Raw genomic sequence first — 21,218 nt, forward strand, 5'->3', positions numbered from 1 at the left:
CAGTCCTTGCGGGCTGGTTTTTTTATTAAATAAAATTCTAAAAGTCCGCCGCCAGCTCCGTTTCAATCCATTCTTGTTTCTCGGGGAATAAATCAAATACAGCCTGGGCATTATCCGGCAATACTAATCTAAAATACAAAATTTGCGTCTCCAAGGCACGAAAGGCTACTTCCCGCATTTCTGCCATTTGAGCAAAATGATTGATCCAAGCGAAATACCACTCTTTATCCGCGGTACCTTCCAAATGCTCAAATAATTCCTCTAAATCGGCATGGTCGGTTACTAACAAAAAAGCATGCTCGGCTTCGGTTCGAGATAAATATCCCTCCAAAGGCAAATAAATCTTCCCATAACGCAAAAGTTGTAAAAATGAATCAAAGTCCGACGCCACTTCCTGCCAATTATCTGTTTCAGTGTCCAAGTAACGAATCGCAGGCTCCGTTCCAGAAATTGAGTAATCAAAAGCAAAATAACAAGCTTCATGGGCACTAAAAATGATAAAATAATCTGGTAGAAAATCTTGGTAAGGAATTGACTTTTCACTATCGGAGCTCAAGCCATAAATGTAGTGCAAATGGGCGCAGTCCAAGCCGTCAGAGGTCGGCTCTAACGTTGGAACGACCATGTTTTTCACATAACCGCCGTTTTGATCAGCTAGAAGTTGCAGGTAACGTGCGGGTAAATCAGCTGTCGTTAGGGTAGGGGTTAAGGCTCTTTTTTCCAAAATAACGGGTGTTTCTTTCTCAAAGGGAGTAGGAATAAAATACGGGTTCATCATTCATCATTCCTTTCAGTAACTAGTTTTCGTAAATTTAATGAATTCTTTCTGCATAAATCTATAAAAAGATATATAATTGTAATAATATTAACACGTAGTTGAGACGTGAGCCCGGTATTGGTATAGTAAAATAGAGGGTGCAGTAAAATGGGAGGGGATAAATAAATGCCAGAAAAAATTGTTTATGTTTATTATGATACAGTCGGTAATAATGTTCTCAGCAAGGGAATTGTAAACATTATAGAAAATATCTCCCTAAAACGTATCCCCCACAACTTACTATTACTGAACAATCGTAAACATGAACTCAGTACATATGATAACTATACAGGATTACACATTGTTAAAGAGCAAGATACTGTCATTCGTTATTTAAAGTCAATTTCCAATGAAGCGAATAAACCAAGTTGGATTGATTTTTCAAATATAGAAATGTTACACCAACTAACACCGGTTGAAATTTCCGAAATTCTTTATATTGCGCATGCGCATAACTACCTTCATTCACCATTCTATTATAAGTTACAAAACAATTATATCTATTTAACACTTCCAAATAATTTTACTAAAGTCTATTATCGTCATTTGGAAGAATTCTTGGACCAGTTCACGGATTCCATTACACTGCGTATGAAAGAAAAAGTGAATGAGAAACGCCGCTTCTATCAAAAGGAAAGAACTATTGCACCTTTTATTGTTCCGGAAAAAAACGACTTGATTCGGTTATTTAAAGAAGGAATTTGCATTTCATTCCGCCAGATGACAGTCATCGGCGACACGTATTCAGCGCCATTATTTATCGTAGAAGACCAATTAAGTATGCTGGACGGGCAGTTTGACGAACGCACAGCAATTGGAGACCTTATTTACGATGCGAACAATGAAACATGGAAGTTAAATTACAAAATAAAATAAGAACCTGTCTCAAAAATGGCGGGTTCTTTTCTAATGTTATCGCGAAACGGATTGTGGTACAATAACGGTGTTCATTTTAAAAGTTAAGGAGAAAACCTATGAAAGTCTTTCTTATATACGGCGGCAAAAGTGCGGAACATGATATTTCCATTTTGACTGCCCACTCCATCGTGAAAGAGATTTATTATAATTATTATGATGTGATTCCTGTTTACATTACGCGTAATGGTGAATGGATTCAAGGTGAGACATTGCTGGAGCCAGTTAAGTATTCTGATTTCCTGCGTCTAACACCAGGGGACACTAAACAAATGGCACTTGAAAAAGATCAGCAATCTACTGGTATCATCATTTCTCCAGCTGAGGTAAAATCTGATGATGCAGTTATCTTCCCGGTCTTACATGGACCAAACGGTGAAGATGGGACGGTTCAAGGGTTATTTGAAGTGTTAGATATGCCTTACGTCGGTTGCGGCGTATTAGCAAGTGCAGCCGGGATGGATAAAATCGTCTCAAAACAGCTCTTCCAACAAGTCGGCTTACCACAAGTTCCTTACGTTCCAGTGACGAGATTCGATTGGCAAAACCAACAAGAAGAATTTTTACAACGTTGTGAAGGATCACTTATTTATCCAATGTTTGTTAAACCAGCTAATATGGGATCAAGTGTTGGTATTTCTAAAGCGAATGACAAAGATGAATTGTTGGCAGCAATCGAAGTTGCCTTTGAATACGATTCACGTGTTGTCGTTGAACAAGGAATTGAAGCACGCGAAGTTGAGATTGCCATTTTAGGTAACTCTGACGTTCACGCTTCTGTTCCGGGCGAAATTGTTAAAAAAGTTGATTTTTATGACTATGAAGAAAAGTATATTAACAATTCAGTTGATTTGAATATTCCAGCTGAGCTACCTGATGAATTAGTTGAAAAACTACAAGAATATGCAGCAACTGCATTTCGGGCGTTGGACGGCAGCGGCTTGAGCCGTTGTGACTTCTTTGTTACTAGCAACAATGAAATCTATATCAACGAAGTGAACACCATGCCAGGTTTCACACAATTCTCCATGTACCCACTTTTATGGGAGCATGCAGGCTTGAAGTACAGCGATTTGGTCGAAGAGTTAATTCAACTCGCCCTTAAACGTTACTCTGGGAAAACGACCCGTGTTCAAGTAAACTAAATGTATAAAATGGAAAGCCGTTCTCCAAAGAGACGGTTTTTCTTGTAGAGAAGGGACGATAGCAATGAAGCCAATCCGAATTATTGATGTTGTAAAAGCAGTGAAAGCAATCGATTACAGCTCGCCTAATCGTTTCGCAGAAATTACACGCGTCGTTTTTGATTCCCGTGAAGCGGGAATTGATAGTTTGTTTGTACCATTAAAAGGGGAAACAGACGGCCATGATTATATTCAGTCTGCTATAAAAAACGGCGCGACGGCTGCATTATGGAGCCGACCAGAATCTGAAGCACCGGATGATATCGCGATTATCCTCGTGGATGACACTTTAACGGCATTGCAAGATTTAGCGAAGTACTACCTGAATGAAATAAAACCCAAAGTTGTTGCTATTACAGGCAGTAACGGTAAAACGACAACGAAAGATATGACTGCAGCTGTTTTGAACGCGAAGTTTAACGTGCATAAAACAAAAGGAAACTATAATAATGAAATAGGTCTACCGTTCACCATTCTTGAAATGCCGGAAGAAACAGAGATTTTGGTATTGGAAATGGGTATGTCCGGTCCAGGAGAGATTTCATTCTTGAGCCAGTTGGCAACACCTGATGTTGCAGCGATTACTATTATTGGCGAAAGTCACTTGGAACATTTAGGCAGCCGCCGTAATATTGCCAAAGCAAAATTAGAGATACTTGAAGGCTTGAAAGCAGACGGGCTCTTTATTTATCCAATCGATGAACCGTTGATTCGTGAAGAGATGCCGATTGATGGAGATTATCATAAACGTACCTTCGGGATTGATCACACAGCCACGGTCTATGCTTATGGCGTGCAAAGTGGGAAAAATTCAACCTCATTCAAGGTAAGTCTGGATGATAGGGAAATATTAGAAATTCCTATTATCGGAGAATATAATGTCCAAAATGCTTTGGTAGCTTTAACGATTGCGGACTATTTCGGTTTATCCATGTTGGAAGTGAAAGCATACTTGGAGCATTTCGAGTTGACAGAAAACCGTAGTCAATGGATGGACGGCGTAAATGGCTCACAAATCTTAAACGATGCCTATAATGCGAGTCCGACTTCTATGACCGCAGTCTTGGAAGCATACGCTGCTTTGCCACGCGAAGGGCGGAAGTTTGTGTTGTTGGGTGATATCCGTGAATTGGGAGAGAAATCTTCAGAATTGCATGCGAGTCTGTCTGCATCAGTGAAGCCGGAAGATTTTGATGAAGTGTATTTGTACGGTGAAGAAATTGCGCCCTTATATCAGGCACTTGAAGGTTCATTCCCGGCTGATCGCCTGCATCATTTCAAAGGTGAAAAAGCGCCATTGATTGAAGCATTGAGAGAAAAAATAACTCATACCGACCAAATCCTGATTAAATCGAGCTTTGGTACCGACCTCCTTTCAGTTGTAAAAGCTCTGAAAGAATAATGAGAGTGACAAATCAATATTGTTAATGAAATTTCATGCAAGCCCAGCCTGTATTTCTTAGGCTGGGCTTGCGTTTTGCATAAAGTCGGGATTTCTGAAAACGAAATCAACTAAAAGGTTTTCACTTTCATAAGGATAAGATTTGTAAAAAAATGAAAGGCATGGTATGATTACAACTGTTAAAAATAGAGGAATAAAGAGGGTTTTCTTCGCGAACGAAGAATGTGACCAGTAACTTACTATTCAAACGATTAAATAATCATTTGCATATGATTTATGATATCAATCAATTTAGAGGATTAGGAACGCAGAGAAAGACGCCTTCCTACGATTTTATAAAAAACTCTCTTAATGTTTCTCAAAAACTAGGAGGAAACATGAAATTTACAGAACTGGGATTATCTCCCGAACTACTAAAATCCATCGAAGCTATGGGATTTGAAGAAGCAACGCCGATCCAGGAGCAAACGATTCCGTTGGGACTACAAGGATTAGACGTAATTGGACAAGCGCAAACAGGTACAGGTAAAACGGCTGCATTCGGTCTACCAATGTTGGAAAAAATCAATCGTAACAACCGTGCAATTCAAGGATTGGTAATTGCACCAACACGTGAATTAGCTATCCAAACGCAAGAAGAATTGTACCGTTTAGGTCGCGAAAAACGTATTACTACACAAGTTGTTTACGGTGGAGCAGACATTAGTCGTCAAATCCGCGCAATCAAAAACAACCCACATATTATTGTAGGTACACCTGGCCGTCTATTAGACCTTATCCGTCGTAAAGCACTTAAATTGCAAAACGTTGAAACACTAGTCTTGGACGAAGCAGACGAAATGCTAAACATGGGCTTCTTGGAAGACATCGAAGCAATTATTTCGGAGACACCTACTGAATCACGTCAAACACTCTTGTTCTCAGCTACAATGCCACCAGCTATCAAGCGTATCGGTGTTCAATTTATGAAGAGCCCAGAGCACGTTCAAATTAAAGCGTCAGAAATGACTGCTAACTTGATCGATCAATATTTCGTGAAATGTAAAGATTTCGAGAAATTTGATAACATGACTCGTTTATTCGACGTTCAAAACCCTAAATTGACAATCATCTTCGGTCGTACAAAACGCCGTGTTGATGAATTGGCTAAAGGATTGGAACTGCGTGGTTACCGTGCAGAAGGAATCCATGGCGACCTGACTCAGAAAAAACGTATGAGCGTTTTGAATGACTTCAAGAACGGAAACTTGGATATCTTGGTTGCAACTGACGTTGCAGCACGTGGTTTGGATATCTCAGGTGTTACTCACGTTTATAACTACGATATTCCACAAGATCCAGAAAGCTATGTTCACCGTATTGGTCGTACAGGCCGTGCTGGTAAGGAAGGTATGTCTGTAACATTCGTTACTCCAAACGAAATGGACTACCTACGTACAATCGAAAGATTAACGCGTAAACCAATGTCACCACTTCGCCCACCTTCAGATGAAGAGGCAATGGTAGGACAATTGAAGAACGCAATTGACACAATCGAAGGCATCGTTAAAGATACAGAAGCTGATAAATACGAGCGTGCAATCAAACATCTATTAGAAAAGTATACAGCTGAAGAATTAGCTGCAGCTTTCTTGAAGAGCCAAACGAAAGAAGCATCTGAAGTTCCAGTTAACATCACTCCAGAGCGTCCATTACCATCCCGTAAAGGTGGTAAAGGCGGATACCGTGGTAAGAGCGGTGGCGGATACAAAGGTAAATCTGGCGGCGGAAGTCGTTCAGGAGACCGTCGTCATTCCGGTGGTGGCGAACGTAGTGGCGGTGGAAACCGTTCATGGAGCAAAGATCGCGACAATAATCGTTCAGGTGGAGGCGGCAAACGCCGTGACGACCGTAACAAAGGCGGAAACGCTAAAAGTGGCGGAAGCAAACCAAGCTTCAAAATCAGAAGCAACGACTAATTAAATCGTTTTGGGAGGTCCGGATATAAATCCGGACCTCTTTTTTTGGTGCGCGGAGGGTAGAATATAGGTTTTTACCGCAAAAGGGCTCACTCAGCTCGTAAAAGTGGTTTGAGTGAGCTGTTTTTCCATAAAGGGCTCACTCAGGTCGAAAAATTGTTTTGAGTGAGCTGTTTTTCCGTAAAGGGCTCACTCAGATTGAAAAATTGTTTTGAGTGAGCTGTTTTTCCGTAAAGGGCTCACTCAAGCTTGTAAAATCGTTTTGAGTGAGCTGTTTAGTTGGATAAGGAGGGAAGTGTGTAATGACAATCGAATCTCAGTTGGATTTGTTTGCAGTGCTCCTTGTTTTTTGCCATAATAAGTCGATATTGTATGAAAGAAGGAAATAGGATGAAGAAAGTAGCAATTTTATTCGTGCTCATTTTATCAGGTGGATTTATCTATCGTTTATCCAGTGCGGGCAACAACGAAGAATTACAAAATAAAGAAATCAGCCCTCTTGTAGAGGCAAATGAAGATTTAACTATTTGGATGGTAACGGACATTCATTATATAGCTCCGGAGCTTCATGATAATGGCGCGGCTTTTGCAGAGATGAAACAAACAGCAGTTGGAAAAGATATTGCACGTATTGATTCCATCATGCAGGCGCTTGTCTGGGAAGCAGCAAAAGAGAAACCTGAATTACTCATTGTCAGTGGTGACCTCACTTTCAACGGTGAATACGAAAGTATGGTTGGTTTGGCAAAGTATTTCAAACAAATTGAAGAAAACGGCACGCAAGTGAGCGTGATTCCGGGTAACCACGATATTCATAGCAGTTGGGCACGCCGTTTTGTCGGTTCTGAAATGGAAAAAGCCAAACAAATTTCACCGACAGCTTTCCGAGAAACGTTTGCTGATTTTGGATACGATTTGGCAACCCACCAGGATCCCGATTCACTCAGTTATGTAATCGAACCGAAGCCGAATTATCCGATCATGATGATGGATAACAATATTTACAGTGATACCGAAACATCTAAATCACCTACCACAGAAGGTAAGATAAAAATCGAAACGGCTGCGTGGTTGGCGAAGTATTTTGAAGAGAATGCACCTGCAATCTGGGTTGGGCACCATCCCATCCTCGCGCATGCTAAATCAGAACGTACCGGGAATACTTTGGAAAATGCAGACGAAATTAATCCGCTGCTAAAGGAACAAGGGATTAATGCACTATTCGCTGGCCATATCCATGCACAAAATATCTCTTCTGATGGCTTAACACGCGAAATCATTACCGGAGCACTATCGATTTTCCCAAATAGTATCGGTGAAATAACGCTTAACGCCGACGGATTGACATATAATCACCGTGAGTTAGCTGTTGAAGCGTGGGCAGAAGCGACGAATCAAACAGATCCAGATTTACTTTCCTACAGTCAGACTTCTTATGATATTTTCTATGATTACGGTGCAACGCTCGGACTCATGCAAATGTTTGAAGAGCAGTGGTATCAAGTAGAATACGAAGAAGATGTGATGGATTTTGTAGGATTATTGAACGTCCGTTACTTCTCGGGCCTCGATTTTGGTAAAGACGAAGAACTGGCGAATCATCCCGGGTACAAGATTATTCAAGAAAATAGCAAAGGGTTCTTGAAAGAGTATTCGACCCGTTCGTTGGAAGATAATGACTTAGATGACCGTAAACTGTTTATCCCTAACGAATATCTGGTAAAATAAGGGTATTAAATACAAGAGGTGACGTGTATGATTATGGGAATTGGTTTGGATGTGACGGAACTGGATCGCATCACGCAAGCTTACGATAAGCGGCCGCAGTTCGCGAGTCGCGTCTTAACAGAAAAAGAGTTTGCTCTTTTTGGTCAAATGACCGGTACCCGGAAGATGGAATTTCTGGCGGGTCGTTTTGCGGTCAAAGAAGCTTTTTCAAAAGCGTATGGCACCGGGATCGGTAAGTTATCTTTCCAAGACATGGAGGTTCTGCCAGGTGAACGTGGGAAGCCCGTTGTGACGAAATCGCCTTTTGAAGGCAATGTCTGGGTTTCCATTTCACATTCATCGAATACAATAGTTGCGCAAGTAATCTTAGAAAAGTAAGGGGTTTTTGTTAATGGCGCGAGGAACACACCGTCCCACAGTGGCGAAGGTCGATTTAGGGGCAATTAAGTGGAATATTAATCAAATACGAAATCATATCAGACCCGGTAAGAAATTACTGGCGGTTGTAAAAGCAGATGGGTATGGGCATGGCGCTGTTCCCATTGCGAATGCTGCGAAAGAGGCAGGCGTGGATGGATTTTGTGTCGCGATACTGGATGAAGCGATTGAGTTGCGCCAAAATGGATTTACAGAAGACTTCTTATTAGTGATGGGTGTAACGGAAGTCCGTGATGTTGCCCTTATGGCTGATTCAAATATTAGTGTGACCGTTTCTTCTTTCGAATGGTTGGAAGCAGCGTTACCGCTATTGAATCTAAGAAAAACAATGAATCCGTTACGAATCCATTTGGCTGTTGATACCGGCATGGGCCGGATTGGTTTACGGACAAAAGAAGAGGTCCAAGCTTTTGAAGCGTTTTGCGAAAAGTATGAATCTCTTCATTTAGAAGGAATCTTTACGCACTTTGCGACCGCGGATGGGGAAGACGATATCCAAGTAGAACGCCAATATGAGACGTTCAAAGAACTTGTTAAGAGTATGACGACACGCCCGGATATGGTTCATTTGGCGAATTCGGCCATGACTTTGTGGCATGAAGATTTTGAAACTGACGCAACGCGTGTGGGAATTGCGATGTATGGCTACAACCCATCCGATTTGACGATTCCTTTACCTTATGAATTAAAACCGGCCTTTACTCTGGAAACAGAAATCAGCTATGTGAAACAGATGCACGAAGGCGATACGATTAGCTATGGCGCGCGCTACAAGGCATATGAAGGTGAGTGGTTAGCTACGTTACCGATTGGTTATGCAGATGGCTGGCGCCGTGATTTAGGCAACCAAACGCTATTGGTCGACGGCCATCGCTGTCCTGTCCGTGGCGTCGTATGTATGGACCAATTAATGATTAGTTTGCCGCACGCATATCCAATTGGCACAAAAGTGACGCTGTTAGGCGAGAATAACGGAGAGTGGAACAATCCTTCCGAGATGGCGGTTGAACTAGGTACGATTGGTTACGAGATTCTATGTGGAATTTCTGATCGCGTTCCACGCATTTATAACGACTCAAAAGGGGAGTGAAGGTACGATGAAAATCATGATTGTTGAAGATGACCGTACGATAGCTTCTATCTTGGCCGCAGAACTCACGAAGTGGGGGTACTCGCCTTTTATAATCAGTGATTTTCAAAACGTCCTCGACCGCTTTCGTGAGGAATCACCGCAACTTGTCTTAATGGATATTCAGTTGCCGGCCTTTAATGGGTATTACTGGTGTCAAGAAATCCGTAAAATTTCCCAAGTACCCTTGATATTTATATCGAGTCGGACGGAAAACATGGATATCGTGATGGCGATTCAAATGGGAGGCGACGATTATATCCAAAAACCTTTTGATTTGAACGTCGCAGTGGCGAAAGTCCAGGCTCTTTTACGCCGGACATATGACTTTACCGAAAATGAAAATTATTTGAACGTAGGATCGGTTATCCTAAAAACCGGTGAATCCAAGTTACTGTATGAAGAAAATGAGTTAGACCTCACTCGCAACGAATTGCGGACCCTCGAACTGCTTTTTCAAAAGAAAGGCACCTTTGTAGCACGCGAAGAAATCATGGTGCGTCTTTGGGAGGACGAATCCTTTATTGATGACAACACGTTGGCGGTAACAATCGCGCGGTTACGCAAGAAGCTAAAGAATATCGGCTTGGATCAGTTGATTGTGACGAAAAAGGGTATGGGTTATTCAGTAACAGAGGAGGAACTGTAATATGACGATTTTCAAATCCTTTTTAAGCAGTATCCGACCGCAAGCCGTTATCTTCGGCGTTGCGGTTCTTTGCTTTGGAATCGTTTCTCTCCTACTTCGCTTCCCGTCAGCATTCTTTTGGTATAGTTTTCTTCTATTGATTGCTTTTACAATGCTTTACTGGGTTTTTCAATGGTTGCGTTATTCAGAAAAATACCGGAATGTGCAGCATGAGTATGCACTGGAAGGTGATTATACCGCCCTCGAGCAGCTCTATTTAGCTAAAGTCGCACAATTAGAAGAAGTGTTGCGTGACCAAGAACAAGCGGATTACGAAAGTAAACAGGAGCAGTTGGACTATTTTACGCTCTGGCTGCATCAAATAAAAACGCCGATTGCTGTTATGAGCCTGTTGCAACAACAATTACCGCATTCAGAATCAAAAAAACAGATTGAGCAGGAATTAATTCGGGTGGAAGACTATACGCATATGGCACTGAGCTACTTGAAACTCGAAGGTTCGACCCAAGAGTTGGAGTTAGTAGAAGTAGAGTTGGATGCAGTTATTCGGAAAGTGATAAAGAAATACGCCAGTCTCTTTATTTATAATCATATCCAGTTAGAGTATGAACCGCTAAAGCTGAAGGTCGTTTCCGATGGGAAGTGGTTGGAAGTCATTGTCGAACAACTTCTCTCCAACAGTTTGAAATATGCGGTTAAAGGAAAGATTAGTATTTATGCAGAAGGTGCCAGTCTCGTTATTGCTGATAACGGCCCGGGAATTCGCTCGGAGGATTTACCGAAAGTATTTGAAAAAGGCTATACAGGCTTATCCGGACGTTTGCACGAGAAGTCGACCGGATTGGGATTGTTTTTAAGCCGGAAAATTTGTAAACGACTGGGACACCGTTTGGAAATCGAGTCCGAAGTCGGGAAATATACGAAGGCCATTTTGCATTTGGATCAAACAGAAATGCGATTATTCGATTAATTGAGAATCTTACAAAAATGTAAGGTTCTTTTCTTTGATTGTAAGGAAAAGTAAAGGCTGCGCGTGGAGGAATCCTCTATTATAGTAAGCAAGGAGGAATTACTATGACATTTATCGAAGTTAAAAACATAAAAAAAGTTTACCGTGCGAAGTTAGCAACTAAAGGGACCGAGGCATTAAGCGACGTCAATTTTTCAGTGAATAAAGGGGAATTCATTGCGATCATGGGTGAGTCCGGATCAGGTAAGACGACCCTATTGAATATTTTATCGACATTGGACAAGCCCTCTTCAGGGGAAGTTTACCTTGAAGGACAACCGTTATCTAAAATCAAAGACAAAGAAATCTCTCGTTTCCGTCGTGACACCTTAGGGTTTGTGTTCCAGGACTTTAACTTATTGGATACGTTCAATTTGAAGGATAATATTTTCTTGCCGCTTGTTTTATCTGGAACACCTGTTATTGAAATGGAGAAACGCTTGTTGCCAATCGCCAAAAATTTAGGAATCCATGAGCAAATCGAACGCTTTCCTTATGAAGTTTCGGGTGGCCAAAAACAACGAGCAGCGGTAGCGCGTGCGTTGATTACCCAACCAAAAGTACTTTTGGCTGACGAACCGACCGGCGCTTTGGATTCGAAAGCATCACAAAATTTGTTGGAAACTTTTGAGCGTATTAATGAAGAAGGGCAAACGATTATGATGGTAACGCACAGTGTGCAGGCAGCGAGCTACTCAAACCGCGTTTTATTCATTCGCGATGGGATTGTATACCATGAATTGTACCGGGGGAATCTTTCAGTGGATGATTTCCGTGACAAAATTGCCCAATCGATGTTGGTTGTGACCAATCGAGGTGAGCAGCATGAAGAATAATTTTTATTTTAAGATGGCACTGCGTAATATTCGTGCCAACAAACAGCTCTATCTTCCTTATGGCATCTCTGCACTTTTGACTGTATCTATGCTATTTCAAATGCTCTCGCTTATGTCTAATAAATTTGAGGGAATGCGCGGAGTCGATTCACTGATACTCTTGTTCCGTTTTGGATCGGTAATTATTGGGATCTTTTCCCTCATTTTCCTACTCTATACAAACAGTTTTCTGATTAAAAGACGTAAAAAAGAAGTAGGATTATATGGTATTTTAGGACTCGAAAAACGCCATGTTGCACGGATTCTTTTCCTCGAATCGCTTCTCGTCGGAACAGTGACGATTCTGTCGGGACTTGGCTTGGGAGCGCTCCTCGGCCAATTATTGTTTCTCTTCTTGAATTATTTGCTGAAATTACCGATTCAAATGGCCTATTCGTTAGAACCTCTGAACTTTGTGCTGACAGCAGCCGTCTTTACAGGTATTTTCTTTATCGCCTATCTCTATAATGTGAGCCAAGTGACTTTTTCAAATCCGATCCAATTGTTGCGCGGTGAGAAAGAGGGCGAGAAAGAACCAAAGAGTAATGTCCTTCTTTTCATTTTAGGTCTTTTGCTATTGGGAGCAGGTTATTATATTTCCTTGACGATTTCTGATCCAATCGCTGCGTTGCTTCATTTCTTTGTAGCAGTCGTATTGGTTATTGGCGGAACGTATCTCTTATTCACATCCGGTTCTATTTATATCTTAAAACGCATGAAAAAGAATCAAAAACTGTATTACCAACCGCGTGCGTTTATTTCAATCTCCGGGATGCTTTATCGTATGAAACAAAATGCGATGGGTCTCGCAAACATTGCTATTCTATCTTGTATGGTAATTATCGCTTTAGCGACCACGACTGCAATTTATGTGGGTTCTGAGAATGCACTGGGAAGTCATATCGCTACGGATCATCAAGCGACGGTCTATTATGATGAAGAAAAAACAATTGATGCTGTTCAAGCAGACCTTGGAAAAGTAACAGAACGTATTCAAACAGATACATTTGGGTTAACGATTTCGGACTTGAAAAGTTTTACTTATGTGAACATTTTTGGAATCTTTGATGGCAACGAGCTGAAACAGGGTGAAGGTCCTACTTTTACCGGAACAACGCTATTAACAGCAGAAGCGATGAATGGGTTGGAAAATCTCTCGCTAACCTTGGAACCGAACGAACTCTATCTTCATGAAGCAGCACATTATCCCTACGATACAGTTGTGATTGCCGGAGAAACCTTTAACGTAAAGATCTTCGATAATGAACTGGAAAACTTTATGGTAGACACAGAAGTAGGAGAAATCTATCTCTTCGTAGCACCAAATAAAGAAACTTTGAATAGAATACTTCAAAAATATGAAGATACCGGTCAAGGTTATGATGCGAGCGTAACGGGTAGTGTTATTTGGAATACGAATACTTCGGCTGAAGGAGAGATGGCTTATGCCGATAAGCTGCGTCCGTTGATTGAAAAAGAAGCGATTGTTAATTACCAACCGCGGGCTGAAATGCGCGAAGAGTGGTATGCGATGACAGGTGGTTTCCTATTCTTAGGTATTTTCTTGGGCGGCTTGTTTACAATCGGGACTATCTTGATTACGTACTTCAAGCAAGTTTCAGAAGGTTATGAAGACCGGACGCGTTTCCAAATTATGCAGAAAGTCGGATTGGACAAAGAAATGATTCGTGACACCAGTCGCAGCCAGGTAGTTTGGATGTTCATGCTACCGATTATCGTTGCAACGACCCATATGGCTTTTGCCTACCCAATTCTGTACAAAATGTTACTCATCTTCGGTTTGAATTCACATGTTATTTTGATTGGAAGTATGGCGGGCATCGTGGTTCTATTTGCTTTAATCTACTGGGTTATCTACCGTCTGACTGCTCGGGTTTATTATTCAATCGTTCAATAGTTGAGAAGGAGGGGGCGGGACAGATGTCTTGGCCTCTTGTTTCTTGTTGCCCCAAGTTTGTTGTGCTAAACTAGTAAAGCTTGTTAAAAAGCATAGCGTGGTTCGTCGACCATCCCACGTAAAAAAACTAGGAGGAAGATAAATATGGGAACAAGGAAAATGGTGATAAACACCATCATCGCAGCCCTGTATGTAGCTATGACAGGGATTTTTGGTTTTATGTCGTTTGGAGCAGTCCAATTCCGTGTGTCGGAAATGCTCAATCATCTTGTTGGGTATCACAAAAATTATAAGTACGGGGTTTTAGCAGGTGTTTTTATCTCGAACCTGATATTCTCAACTTTGGGTATGTGGGACTTAGTGTTTGGTTTCGGTCAAACCTTGTTTGCATTCCTCATTTTAGAGCGTCTTTTTAAACCGGGCGATTCTGAAATGAAACGAATGATGAAAGTAGCGGCTGTATTTACGATTACGATGGCTTTCGTGGCTGTGGAGCTGTATATCGTTTTAGATTTACCGTTCTGGTTCAGTTACGCAACGACAGCGTTTGGAGAAGCCGTGGTTTTAATCGTCACTGCACCTCTTATCAAATATTTAAATAAAATCATTGGGTTTACTGAAAAAATGGCATAATCATGACCTCTTCTATATAATTGGAACATAATGAAAAATAGGGAGGACACAACTATGGAATTACTTGCCCTAGCGGTAGGTCCCGTTCAAGCGAACTGTTACTTCTTGATTGCAGATAACCGTGATACGATTATTTTCGATCCAGGCGCTGAACCGGATGAAATAAAAAATATTATTGAGGCGAATGACCTCAAACCCTTTGCAATTATTTTGACACACGCGCATTACGACCATATCGGCGCAGTGAATGAAATTCGCGAAGCGTACGACATTCCTTTGTATCAAAGTTCAATCGAAAAAGAATGGCTGGAGGATGCATCTCTAAATGGATCTGGCCGACACCCGCTTATTCCGGAAATTGTCATCGACAAGCCCGCCGATTTTTATCTTGATACAATGGGTCCAACCCAAGTAGGCTCATTTAATTTTGAAGTTCAACATATTCCTGGGCATTCACCAGGCAGCCTTGTTTTCCTATTTAAGGAAAATGGCTTTGCGATGGTAGGAGATGTGGTTTTCCAAGGTAGCATTGGACGTACTGATTTCCCATACGGCAGTCAAGACTCACTCTTAAAAGGAATCAAAGAGCACATTCTAACGCTTCAAGGTGAAACGGTTTTATTCCCGGGACACGGTAATCCGACGACTGTTGAAGATGAAATTCTAAGAAACCCATTTATTAATGGCGATATGTAATCAAAAAACTCACTCAAAACCAGAAATGGCCGAGTGAGTTTTTTTGGATAAAAATGACGACTCAAACGTGAAATCATCTTTGAGTCAGCGTTTTTGGTAAAAAGTGACGACTCAAACGTGAAATCGTCTTTGAGTCAGCGTTTCTGGTCAAAAGTGACGACTCAAACGTGAAATCGTCTTTGAGTCAGCGTTTCTGGTCAAAAGTGACGACTCAAACGAGAAATCGCTTTTGAGTCAGCGTTTCTGGTCAAAAGTGACGACTCAAACGTGAAATCGTCTTTGAGTCAGCGTTTCTGGTCAAAAGTGACGACTCAAACGAGAAATCGCTTTTGAGTCAGCGTTTCTGGTCAAAAGTGACGACTCAAACAGAAAATCGCTTTTGAGTCAGCGTATTTAGAACAAAACTGCTAACTCAGAAACGAAATCGTCTTTGAGTTAGCAGTTTTCTTATTTATCTATTCGTTTCTTAAATCTTCGATGGAGACAACTTTAAACGCTTGTTTTTCTAGTCCAGTGATTACTGTTTCCAGCTCAACTTTTGTTGTATCTGCTGGTAATGTAACAAGAACACGACGTAATACGTCATCGCGTGAAACATCCAATGTAATCACGTTTGCGATCGAAGTTGTTTTGTTAATAATTTTAGTGATTTGGAACAAGTCGCCTTTACGGCTTGGCGCTACAATAGTTAAAACGTAGCTGCCGGCATCCACACTCCAAGATTGCGCCAGCATGTTTAGCAGGCTGCTGTGTGTTAAAATACCAAAGAACGTATTGTCTTTGTTCAGTACAGCTATATATGGCAATTCTTTGATTGTAAAGAATATTTTAAAGAATGAGCTGTCGATAGAAATAAATTTAGTCGCGTTCTTTAATAAGTGCGTTACCGGAAGGCTCATGTCACCTCCGTTTGCTTTATGACGGTAGATATGCATTTTATAAATATTTCCTCTAAAGAGCGTGCCCGTCTCGTCAAGAATCGGAACACAACGATATCCAGATTCTTCCAAGATGTCGATTGCCTCTTGCAAAGTGGCAGACTCTTTCACGACAGTAAGGTCTCTTTTAGGAATGGCAAGCGAGCGAATAAGCATGGGTGGTTCCTCCAATCTAATTTATATAACGATAATAACATTAAAATGAGAAAATGCAACGAAATTTCAGAAAGTCATTACAATCAAGAAACGTTTGAAAACACTTAAGAAAACCCTTTCAAATTGTTTTGTTTAATGAAATATGAGAAATAAAATGAGAAGGTCCAATCACGCTCATTCAAAATACCTTGCATTTTAGCTTGATATTTTCTATTATAGTTGTAGAATAGCGATATTGTATAAAAAATTAATCAAAAAAAAGGAGAAAAGATTTAAATGAACCCAGACCCCGAAGCCCAGAGGTTATTATCTGATATTTTAGTTGTTGTTGTCTTGACGGCTATCAACGCTTTTTTTGCTTCTGCAGAATTAGCCTTTGTATCAATTAACCGCCAGAAAATGAATGCGATGGCCGAAGAAGGTGACCGAAAAGCGCAGAGAGTATTAAAGTTACTGGATAACTCTGATGACTTCTTGGCAACGATTCAAGTAGCCATTACGCTTGCTGGCTTCTTCAACAGTGCGTCCGCATCGACTAACTTTGTTCCCTATTTGGAGCCATTGTTAGGAAGTATCTCTGGTTGGGAAACGATAGCCACAGTAGTGGTTACACTCGTACTTTCTTACATCACCCTTGTTCTTGGTGAACTTTATCCAAAACAAGTAGCGCTTCAAATGCCAGAACAAATTGCGCGCTTCACTTCCGGACCGATTTCCATGGTCAAAACAGTGTCGAGACCGTTTGTGTGGTTGCTGTCAGCATCTACAAATATTTTGAAAAAGTTATCACCAATTGATTTTACCCAACAAGAAGAAAAGTTGACGCGTGATGAGATGCGTCAAATTCTTGCCCAGAGCCGTGGTCAAGGCGCAATTGATCCTTCCGAATTTACGATGATGGAAGGTGTATTGTCGTTGGATACACGTTTGGCGCGTGAACTGATGGTGCCGCGTACAGATACATTAATGATTGATTTAGATGATACTTTGGATGAGAACTTGGAATTAGTATTGAACAGTCCGTATTCGCGGATGCCGGTATACGAAGGCGACAAAGACAATGTTATTGGTGTCTTACATATGAAGAACGTATTGAAGGCTTCCAAAGATATTGGTTTTGATGCACTTGATTTCAGGACTTTGGTCAATGAACCGTTATTTGTACCATCGACTATTTTCATCGATGATTTATTAATCGAATTCCGTAAGAAACATACGCACATGGCCATTCTAAAAGATGAATATGGCGGTGTAGAAGGAATTGTAACGCTGGAAGATTTGTTAGAAGAAATCGTCGGCGATATTGAAGATGAATACGATGAGATTCAGCGTCTATCACGTAAGGTGGACGAGAAGAATTATTCTATTAATGGTAAAATGAATCTGCAGAAATTTAATACCCTTTTCAACACAGACCTTGAATCAAGCGAAGTAGACACAATTGGTGGCTACATGATTGAAGAAGCGGGTTACTTCCCGGAAGATGACGAGAAGTTATCCGTGCGTGTCGGACCTTACTTATTGACGACATCAAAAGTCGAAAGTGGCCGTATTCGCTCAATCCATGTGGAACGCAAACCGCAAGACGAAGAAAACGAAAACGAATAATAATAAGAGAAGGCTTAGTCTCAAGCGTGCGGGCATCCCGACGCTTAGATGGGCCTTTTTATTTGGGAGAGATAGAAAGAAATGGAAAAGAATCCAATGATGAGCCGTCCGGTCGTAAAACCGGAGTTAGTAGATTTTATGCGTAAAGAACTAAAACCTTTCTCAGGAGGTTTGGCAGAAATAGAAGCATACGCGAATGAGCGCGGTATTCCCATCATTCCACATGAAACAGCTGTATTCCTGAATATGATTGTCGGTATGCTGAAGCCTCAACGAATATTGGAAATTGGGACAGCGATTGGTTTCTCAGGCAGTATGATGGCGCAACATCTAGGCGAAGAAGGTCATTTGACGACGATTGATCGTTTTGACATTATGATTGAACGTGCCAAAAACAATTTTGAAAAAATGGGATTATCGGACAAAGTGACATTACTTGAAGGGGATGCTGCAAATATTCTGCCTACTTTGGATGAGACGTTTGACCTTATCTTCATGGACAGTGCTAAAGCGAAATACTACGAATTTCTGCCGCATTGTATGCGTGTCTTGGAAAAGGGCGGGATGTTAATTATTGATGACGTCTTCCAAGGTGGAACGATTCTAGAAGACGAAAAAGAAATTCCGCGTCGTGTTCGCAAAATCCACCGCCGCTTGAATTTACTGATGGATACGGTTTTGAATCATCCATCCTTGGAAACGTCACTCGTTCCATTAGGGGACGGCTTGTTAATGATTAAGAAAATCGCACCGCATGATTTCAGTTATATATTAGAAGAGATTTAATTAAAATAAGCAAAAATATAGTAATAATGTTTTTTTTGCGTTACAATAGGCAAATAGGAAGCTTGTAACACAATTGTAATGTTTGAGTAACAATTTGAAATATATGGGTTTTCCATGATACATGGAGGGATACTAATGAAAAACAAACCGCTAATCTTTACAGGTATTGGAATTTTCCTACTTTTAATTCTTGCATACTTCGGAGGAAGTAAATACTATGATAGTCGTTTCTTACCCAATACTACAATGGGTGACACCGAATTATCGGGTGTGACGGTTGCAGAAGCAAAGCGTGTCGTAACGCAAGAGTTGCATGCCAATACAGTAACGGTAACGGAAGATGGAGAGACTGTAACAACATTCACGCCTTTTGATTTAGACGCTAAAGTTGACAGTGATGCTTTCCTAACAAAAGTTAAAGACGAACAAAATAGTTGGGCGTGGCCACTGGCTTTCTTTAACAAGTATGAAGTCGAAACGTCAGAAGTAAATGTTCAATTTGATGAAGATGCTTTGGCCAAACTCGTCGAAACACTGACTTTATCAAAACCAGACCGTGTCGCACCAATGAGTGCCAATGTCCAAAGTAAAGACGGCGCTTTTGTAATTGAACCTGAAGTGCCCGGTACAATCATTGATACGGAGCGCTTGAAAGAGCAACTTGTACAAACTGTTTTGTCCAGTGAAGATACGCTCACATTGGAGGATGCTTATGTTCTGCCTGCTTTAACAGCGGAGAGTAACGAGCTGAAGCAAGTTGTTGAAAAGTTGCAAAGCTTGGCAGATGTTACCATCACTTACACGCTGATGGGCGACGAGATTGTCGTTCCGAAAGAGCAAATTGCTACATGGCTTTCTTTAGACAATAACGGCGAGCCAACTGTTTCAGTTGAAGCAGCGAAGGCTTATTTACAAACACTACATGACAAATATGCTACCTACGAAAAAACGCGGACGTTTAAAAGTACAAACCGTGGTGAAGTGCAAGTGCCACCCGGTGAATATGGTTGGTCACTGGCAATGGAAGCTGAGTCACAAAACTTGGCAGGCTACATTTTAGCCGGAGAAGACGTTAAAACAACACCTGAAATTCTCGGTTCCGGTTACCATGAAGATGGAACAGATATCGGCAATACGTATGTCGAGGTCGATCTTCAAAGCCAAATAATGTATTTCTATAAAAATGGTGAACGTCTATTGGAGACGCCCATCGTTTCCGGACATACAACGACACCAACTCCAGTTGGCGTATTCTACGCTTGGAATAAAGAAGAGAATGCAGAGCTGGTCGGGTACAATCCAAGACGTGGCAATGAGTATGCACAACCTGTTAATTACTGGATACCAGTGGATTGGACGGGTGTCGGTATTCATGATGCAGGTTGGCAATCATCATTCGCTTCTAATCAATGGGTAAATAATGGCTCTAACGGCTGTATCAATACCCCACCAGGCGCAATGGAAAAATTATTCTCACTGATGGAAGTAGGAACACCAGTCGTATTCTTTTAATCGCTTATAGCAATCCGGGGTTTGGCACAATTAAAAAATGAGCCGAGCACCGGATTGTAGCGTTTACACAAAGTGTTTTGCACTTGGCTTTCAACACCTGTATAATGTAAGAGAAGCACTGAGAAAAGGAATCAATCCTTTAAGGAGTCTGATAAATGATGAAAAAAATACTTGTGGTCGATGACGAAAAACCAATTTCCGATATTATTCGCTTTAACCTGGAAAAAGAGGGATATGATGTATCCGTTGCTTTTGATGGAGAAGAAGCGGTTGAGCAGTTTGAGACAGTTGGACCAGATTTAATCTTGTTAGACTTAATGTTGCCGAAAATGGATGGGCTAGAAGTCTGCCGCCAAATTCGTAAATCAAGTGATGTTCCAATTATTATGCTGACTGCCAAAGATTCAGAAATTGATAAAGTATTAGGTTTAGAATTAGGAGCGGACGATTATATTACAAAGCCGTTCTCCAATCGTGAGCTTGCAGCGCGTGTGAAAGCGAACTTACGTCGTGTGGGTTCATCTGCGCAAGCACAGCCTGAAGAAGAAGTTCTTAATGAAATTTATGTTGGCGCACTGACGATTCATGAAGATGCGTATGTTGTCTCTAAACGTGGAGAAGAAATTGAACTGACGCACCGTGAGTTTGAATTATTACACTATTTAGCAAAACATTTAGGACAAGTTATGACCCGTGAACACCTGCTCCAAACGGTATGGGGATATGATTACTTTGGTGATGTTCGTACTGTGGACGTAACCGTCCGTCGTCTGCGTGAAAAGATTGAAGACACACCGAGTCATCCATCTTGGTTAATTACACGTAGAGGAGTCGGCTACTTCTTGAGAAACCCAGATCAGGAGTAAT

General features: G+C 41.2%; 19 protein-coding genes and 1 riboswitch. Of the genes, 17 read left to right on the top strand and 2 right to left on the bottom strand.

Annotation, left to right across the window (positions count from 1 at the left end):
• Positions 1–37: 37 nt before the first annotated feature.
• Complete coding sequence (locus tag G7058_RS07005; protein WP_166062850.1) at positions 38–778, bottom strand: SMI1/KNR4 family protein; 741 nt, start codon at positions 776–778, stop codon at positions 38–40.
• 165 nt (positions 779–943) lie between these two features.
• Between G7058_RS07005 and G7058_RS07010 the strand changes: the two genes are divergently transcribed.
• From G7058_RS07010 to G7058_RS07070, 13 genes are all read left to right on the top strand, one after another.
• On the top strand, positions 944–1,693 hold the full coding sequence (locus G7058_RS07010; protein ID WP_166062851.1) for a hypothetical protein: 750 nt from the start codon (positions 944–946) through the stop codon (positions 1,691–1,693).
• Between the two features lie 98 nt (positions 1,694–1,791).
• Positions 1,792–2,877, top strand: coding sequence for a D-alanine--D-alanine ligase (locus G7058_RS07015; protein WP_166062852.1), 1,086 nt, complete (start codon positions 1,792–1,794; stop codon positions 2,875–2,877).
• Positions 2,878–2,941: 64 nt separating this feature from the next.
• Complete coding sequence (locus G7058_RS07020; RefSeq protein WP_166062853.1) at positions 2,942–4,318, top strand: UDP-N-acetylmuramoyl-tripeptide--D-alanyl-D-alanine ligase; 1,377 nt, start codon at positions 2,942–2,944, stop codon at positions 4,316–4,318.
• 377 nt (positions 4,319–4,695) lie between these two features.
• Complete coding sequence (locus G7058_RS07025) at positions 4,696–6,276, top strand: DEAD/DEAH box helicase (RefSeq protein ID WP_166062854.1); 1,581 nt, start codon at positions 4,696–4,698, stop codon at positions 6,274–6,276.
• Positions 6,277–6,666: 390 nt separating this feature from the next.
• Entirely contained in the window at positions 6,667–8,004 is a 1,338-nt protein-coding gene (locus G7058_RS07030) for a metallophosphoesterase (protein ID WP_166062855.1), read from the top strand.
• Between the two features lie 27 nt (positions 8,005–8,031).
• A complete protein-coding gene (gene acpS / locus G7058_RS07035) occupies positions 8,032–8,382 on the top strand; it encodes a holo-ACP synthase (protein ID WP_166062856.1) in 351 nt (116 codons plus the stop codon).
• Between the two features lie 13 nt (positions 8,383–8,395).
• The gene (alr, locus tag G7058_RS07040) at positions 8,396–9,532 is read left to right on the top strand and encodes an alanine racemase (protein WP_166062857.1); all 1,137 of its coding nucleotides are present in this window, start codon (positions 8,396–8,398) and stop codon (positions 9,530–9,532) included.
• Between the two features lie 7 nt (positions 9,533–9,539).
• Positions 9,540–10,220, top strand: coding sequence for a response regulator transcription factor (locus tag G7058_RS07045; protein WP_166062858.1), 681 nt, complete (start codon positions 9,540–9,542; stop codon positions 10,218–10,220).
• Position 10,221: 1 nt separating this feature from the next.
• Positions 10,222–11,190: a sensor histidine kinase gene (locus G7058_RS07050; protein WP_193567952.1), complete on the top strand. Its 969-nt coding sequence runs from the start codon at positions 10,222–10,224 to the stop codon at positions 11,188–11,190.
• A 104-nt stretch (positions 11,191–11,294) separates the two neighbouring features.
• Complete coding sequence (locus tag G7058_RS07055; RefSeq protein ID WP_166062859.1) at positions 11,295–12,065, top strand: ABC transporter ATP-binding protein; 771 nt, start codon at positions 11,295–11,297, stop codon at positions 12,063–12,065.
• Positions 12,055–14,022, top strand: a complete 1,968-nt coding sequence (locus G7058_RS07060) for an FtsX-like permease family protein (protein ID WP_166062861.1) — start codon at positions 12,055–12,057, stop codon at positions 14,020–14,022. The genes G7058_RS07055 and G7058_RS07060 overlap by 11 nt, the downstream gene beginning before the upstream one ends.
• 91 nt (positions 14,023–14,113) lie before the next feature.
• A riboswitch (PreQ1 riboswitch) is annotated at positions 14,114–14,159 on the top strand.
• Positions 14,160–14,166: 7 nt separating this feature from the next.
• Positions 14,167–14,655 carry a QueT transporter family protein gene (locus tag G7058_RS07065; RefSeq protein ID WP_166062862.1) on the top strand — a complete coding sequence of 163 codons (489 nt, stop codon included), beginning with the start codon at positions 14,167–14,169 and terminating at the stop codon, positions 14,653–14,655.
• A gap of 54 nt (positions 14,656–14,709) precedes the next feature.
• Complete coding sequence (locus G7058_RS07070; protein WP_166062863.1) at positions 14,710–15,351, top strand: MBL fold metallo-hydrolase; 642 nt, start codon at positions 14,710–14,712, stop codon at positions 15,349–15,351.
• Positions 15,352–15,806: 455 nt separating this feature from the next.
• Here the strand turns inward: G7058_RS07070 and cbpA are convergent, their stop codons facing one another.
• Positions 15,807–16,445 carry a cyclic di-AMP binding protein CbpA gene (gene cbpA / locus G7058_RS07075; RefSeq protein ID WP_166062864.1) on the bottom strand — a complete coding sequence of 213 codons (639 nt, stop codon included), beginning with the start codon at positions 16,443–16,445 and terminating at the stop codon, positions 15,807–15,809.
• 276 nt (positions 16,446–16,721) lie between these two features.
• On the opposite strand from cbpA, the gene G7058_RS07080 reads away from it, so the two are divergent.
• From G7058_RS07080 to yycF, 4 genes are all read left to right on the top strand, one after another.
• Complete coding sequence (locus G7058_RS07080; RefSeq protein WP_166062865.1) at positions 16,722–18,053, top strand: hemolysin family protein; 1,332 nt, start codon at positions 16,722–16,724, stop codon at positions 18,051–18,053.
• An 81-nt stretch (positions 18,054–18,134) separates the two neighbouring features.
• Positions 18,135–18,839: an O-methyltransferase gene (locus G7058_RS07085; protein WP_166062866.1), complete on the top strand. Its 705-nt coding sequence runs from the start codon at positions 18,135–18,137 to the stop codon at positions 18,837–18,839.
• 135 nt (positions 18,840–18,974) lie between these two features.
• On the top strand, positions 18,975–20,351 hold the full coding sequence (locus G7058_RS07090; RefSeq protein ID WP_166062867.1) for a L,D-transpeptidase family protein: 1,377 nt from the start codon (positions 18,975–18,977) through the stop codon (positions 20,349–20,351).
• A gap of 158 nt (positions 20,352–20,509) precedes the next feature.
• Positions 20,510–21,217, top strand: coding sequence for a response regulator YycF (gene yycF / locus G7058_RS07095; protein WP_166063737.1), 708 nt, complete (start codon positions 20,510–20,512; stop codon positions 21,215–21,217).
• The last annotated feature ends 1 nt before the right edge of the window (position 21,218 follow it).

The organism is Jeotgalibaca porci (assembly GCF_011299095.1).
Lineage (GTDB): Bacteria > Bacillota > Bacilli > Lactobacillales > Aerococcaceae > Jeotgalibaca > Jeotgalibaca porci.

Coding starts and splice junctions, on each gene's coding strand:
- G7058_RS07080 (WP_166062865.1), top strand. CDS start 16,722: ATGAACCCAGACCCCGAAGCCCAGAGGTTATTATCTGATATTTTAGTT.
- G7058_RS07070 (WP_166062863.1), top strand. CDS start 14,710: ATGGAATTACTTGCCCTAGCGGTAGGTCCCGTTCAAGCGAACTGTTAC.
- G7058_RS07060 (WP_166062861.1), top strand. CDS start 12,055: ATGAAGAATAATTTTTATTTTAAGATGGCACTGCGTAATATTCGTGCC.
- G7058_RS07065 (WP_166062862.1), top strand. CDS start 14,167: ATGGGAACAAGGAAAATGGTGATAAACACCATCATCGCAGCCCTGTAT.
- G7058_RS07085 (WP_166062866.1), top strand. CDS start 18,135: ATGGAAAAGAATCCAATGATGAGCCGTCCGGTCGTAAAACCGGAGTTA.
- G7058_RS07025 (WP_166062854.1), top strand. CDS start 4,696: ATGAAATTTACAGAACTGGGATTATCTCCCGAACTACTAAAATCCATC.
- G7058_RS07045 (WP_166062858.1), top strand. CDS start 9,540: ATGAAAATCATGATTGTTGAAGATGACCGTACGATAGCTTCTATCTTG.
- alr (WP_166062857.1), top strand. CDS start 8,396: ATGGCGCGAGGAACACACCGTCCCACAGTGGCGAAGGTCGATTTAGGG.
- G7058_RS07015 (WP_166062852.1), top strand. CDS start 1,792: ATGAAAGTCTTTCTTATATACGGCGGCAAAAGTGCGGAACATGATATT.
- yycF (WP_166063737.1), top strand. CDS start 20,510: ATGAAAAAAATACTTGTGGTCGATGACGAAAAACCAATTTCCGATATT.
- G7058_RS07050 (WP_193567952.1), top strand. CDS start 10,222: ATGACGATTTTCAAATCCTTTTTAAGCAGTATCCGACCGCAAGCCGTT.
- G7058_RS07005 (WP_166062850.1), bottom strand. CDS start 778: ATGATGAACCCGTATTTTATTCCTACTCCCTTTGAGAAAGAAACACCC.
- G7058_RS07090 (WP_166062867.1), top strand. CDS start 18,975: ATGAAAAACAAACCGCTAATCTTTACAGGTATTGGAATTTTCCTACTT.
- cbpA (WP_166062864.1), bottom strand. CDS start 16,445: ATGCTTATTCGCTCGCTTGCCATTCCTAAAAGAGACCTTACTGTCGTG.
- G7058_RS07030 (WP_166062855.1), top strand. CDS start 6,667: ATGAAGAAAGTAGCAATTTTATTCGTGCTCATTTTATCAGGTGGATTT.
- G7058_RS07055 (WP_166062859.1), top strand. CDS start 11,295: ATGACATTTATCGAAGTTAAAAACATAAAAAAAGTTTACCGTGCGAAG.
- G7058_RS07020 (WP_166062853.1), top strand. CDS start 2,942: ATGAAGCCAATCCGAATTATTGATGTTGTAAAAGCAGTGAAAGCAATC.
- acpS (WP_166062856.1), top strand. CDS start 8,032: ATGATTATGGGAATTGGTTTGGATGTGACGGAACTGGATCGCATCACG.
- G7058_RS07010 (WP_166062851.1), top strand. CDS start 944: ATGCCAGAAAAAATTGTTTATGTTTATTATGATACAGTCGGTAATAAT.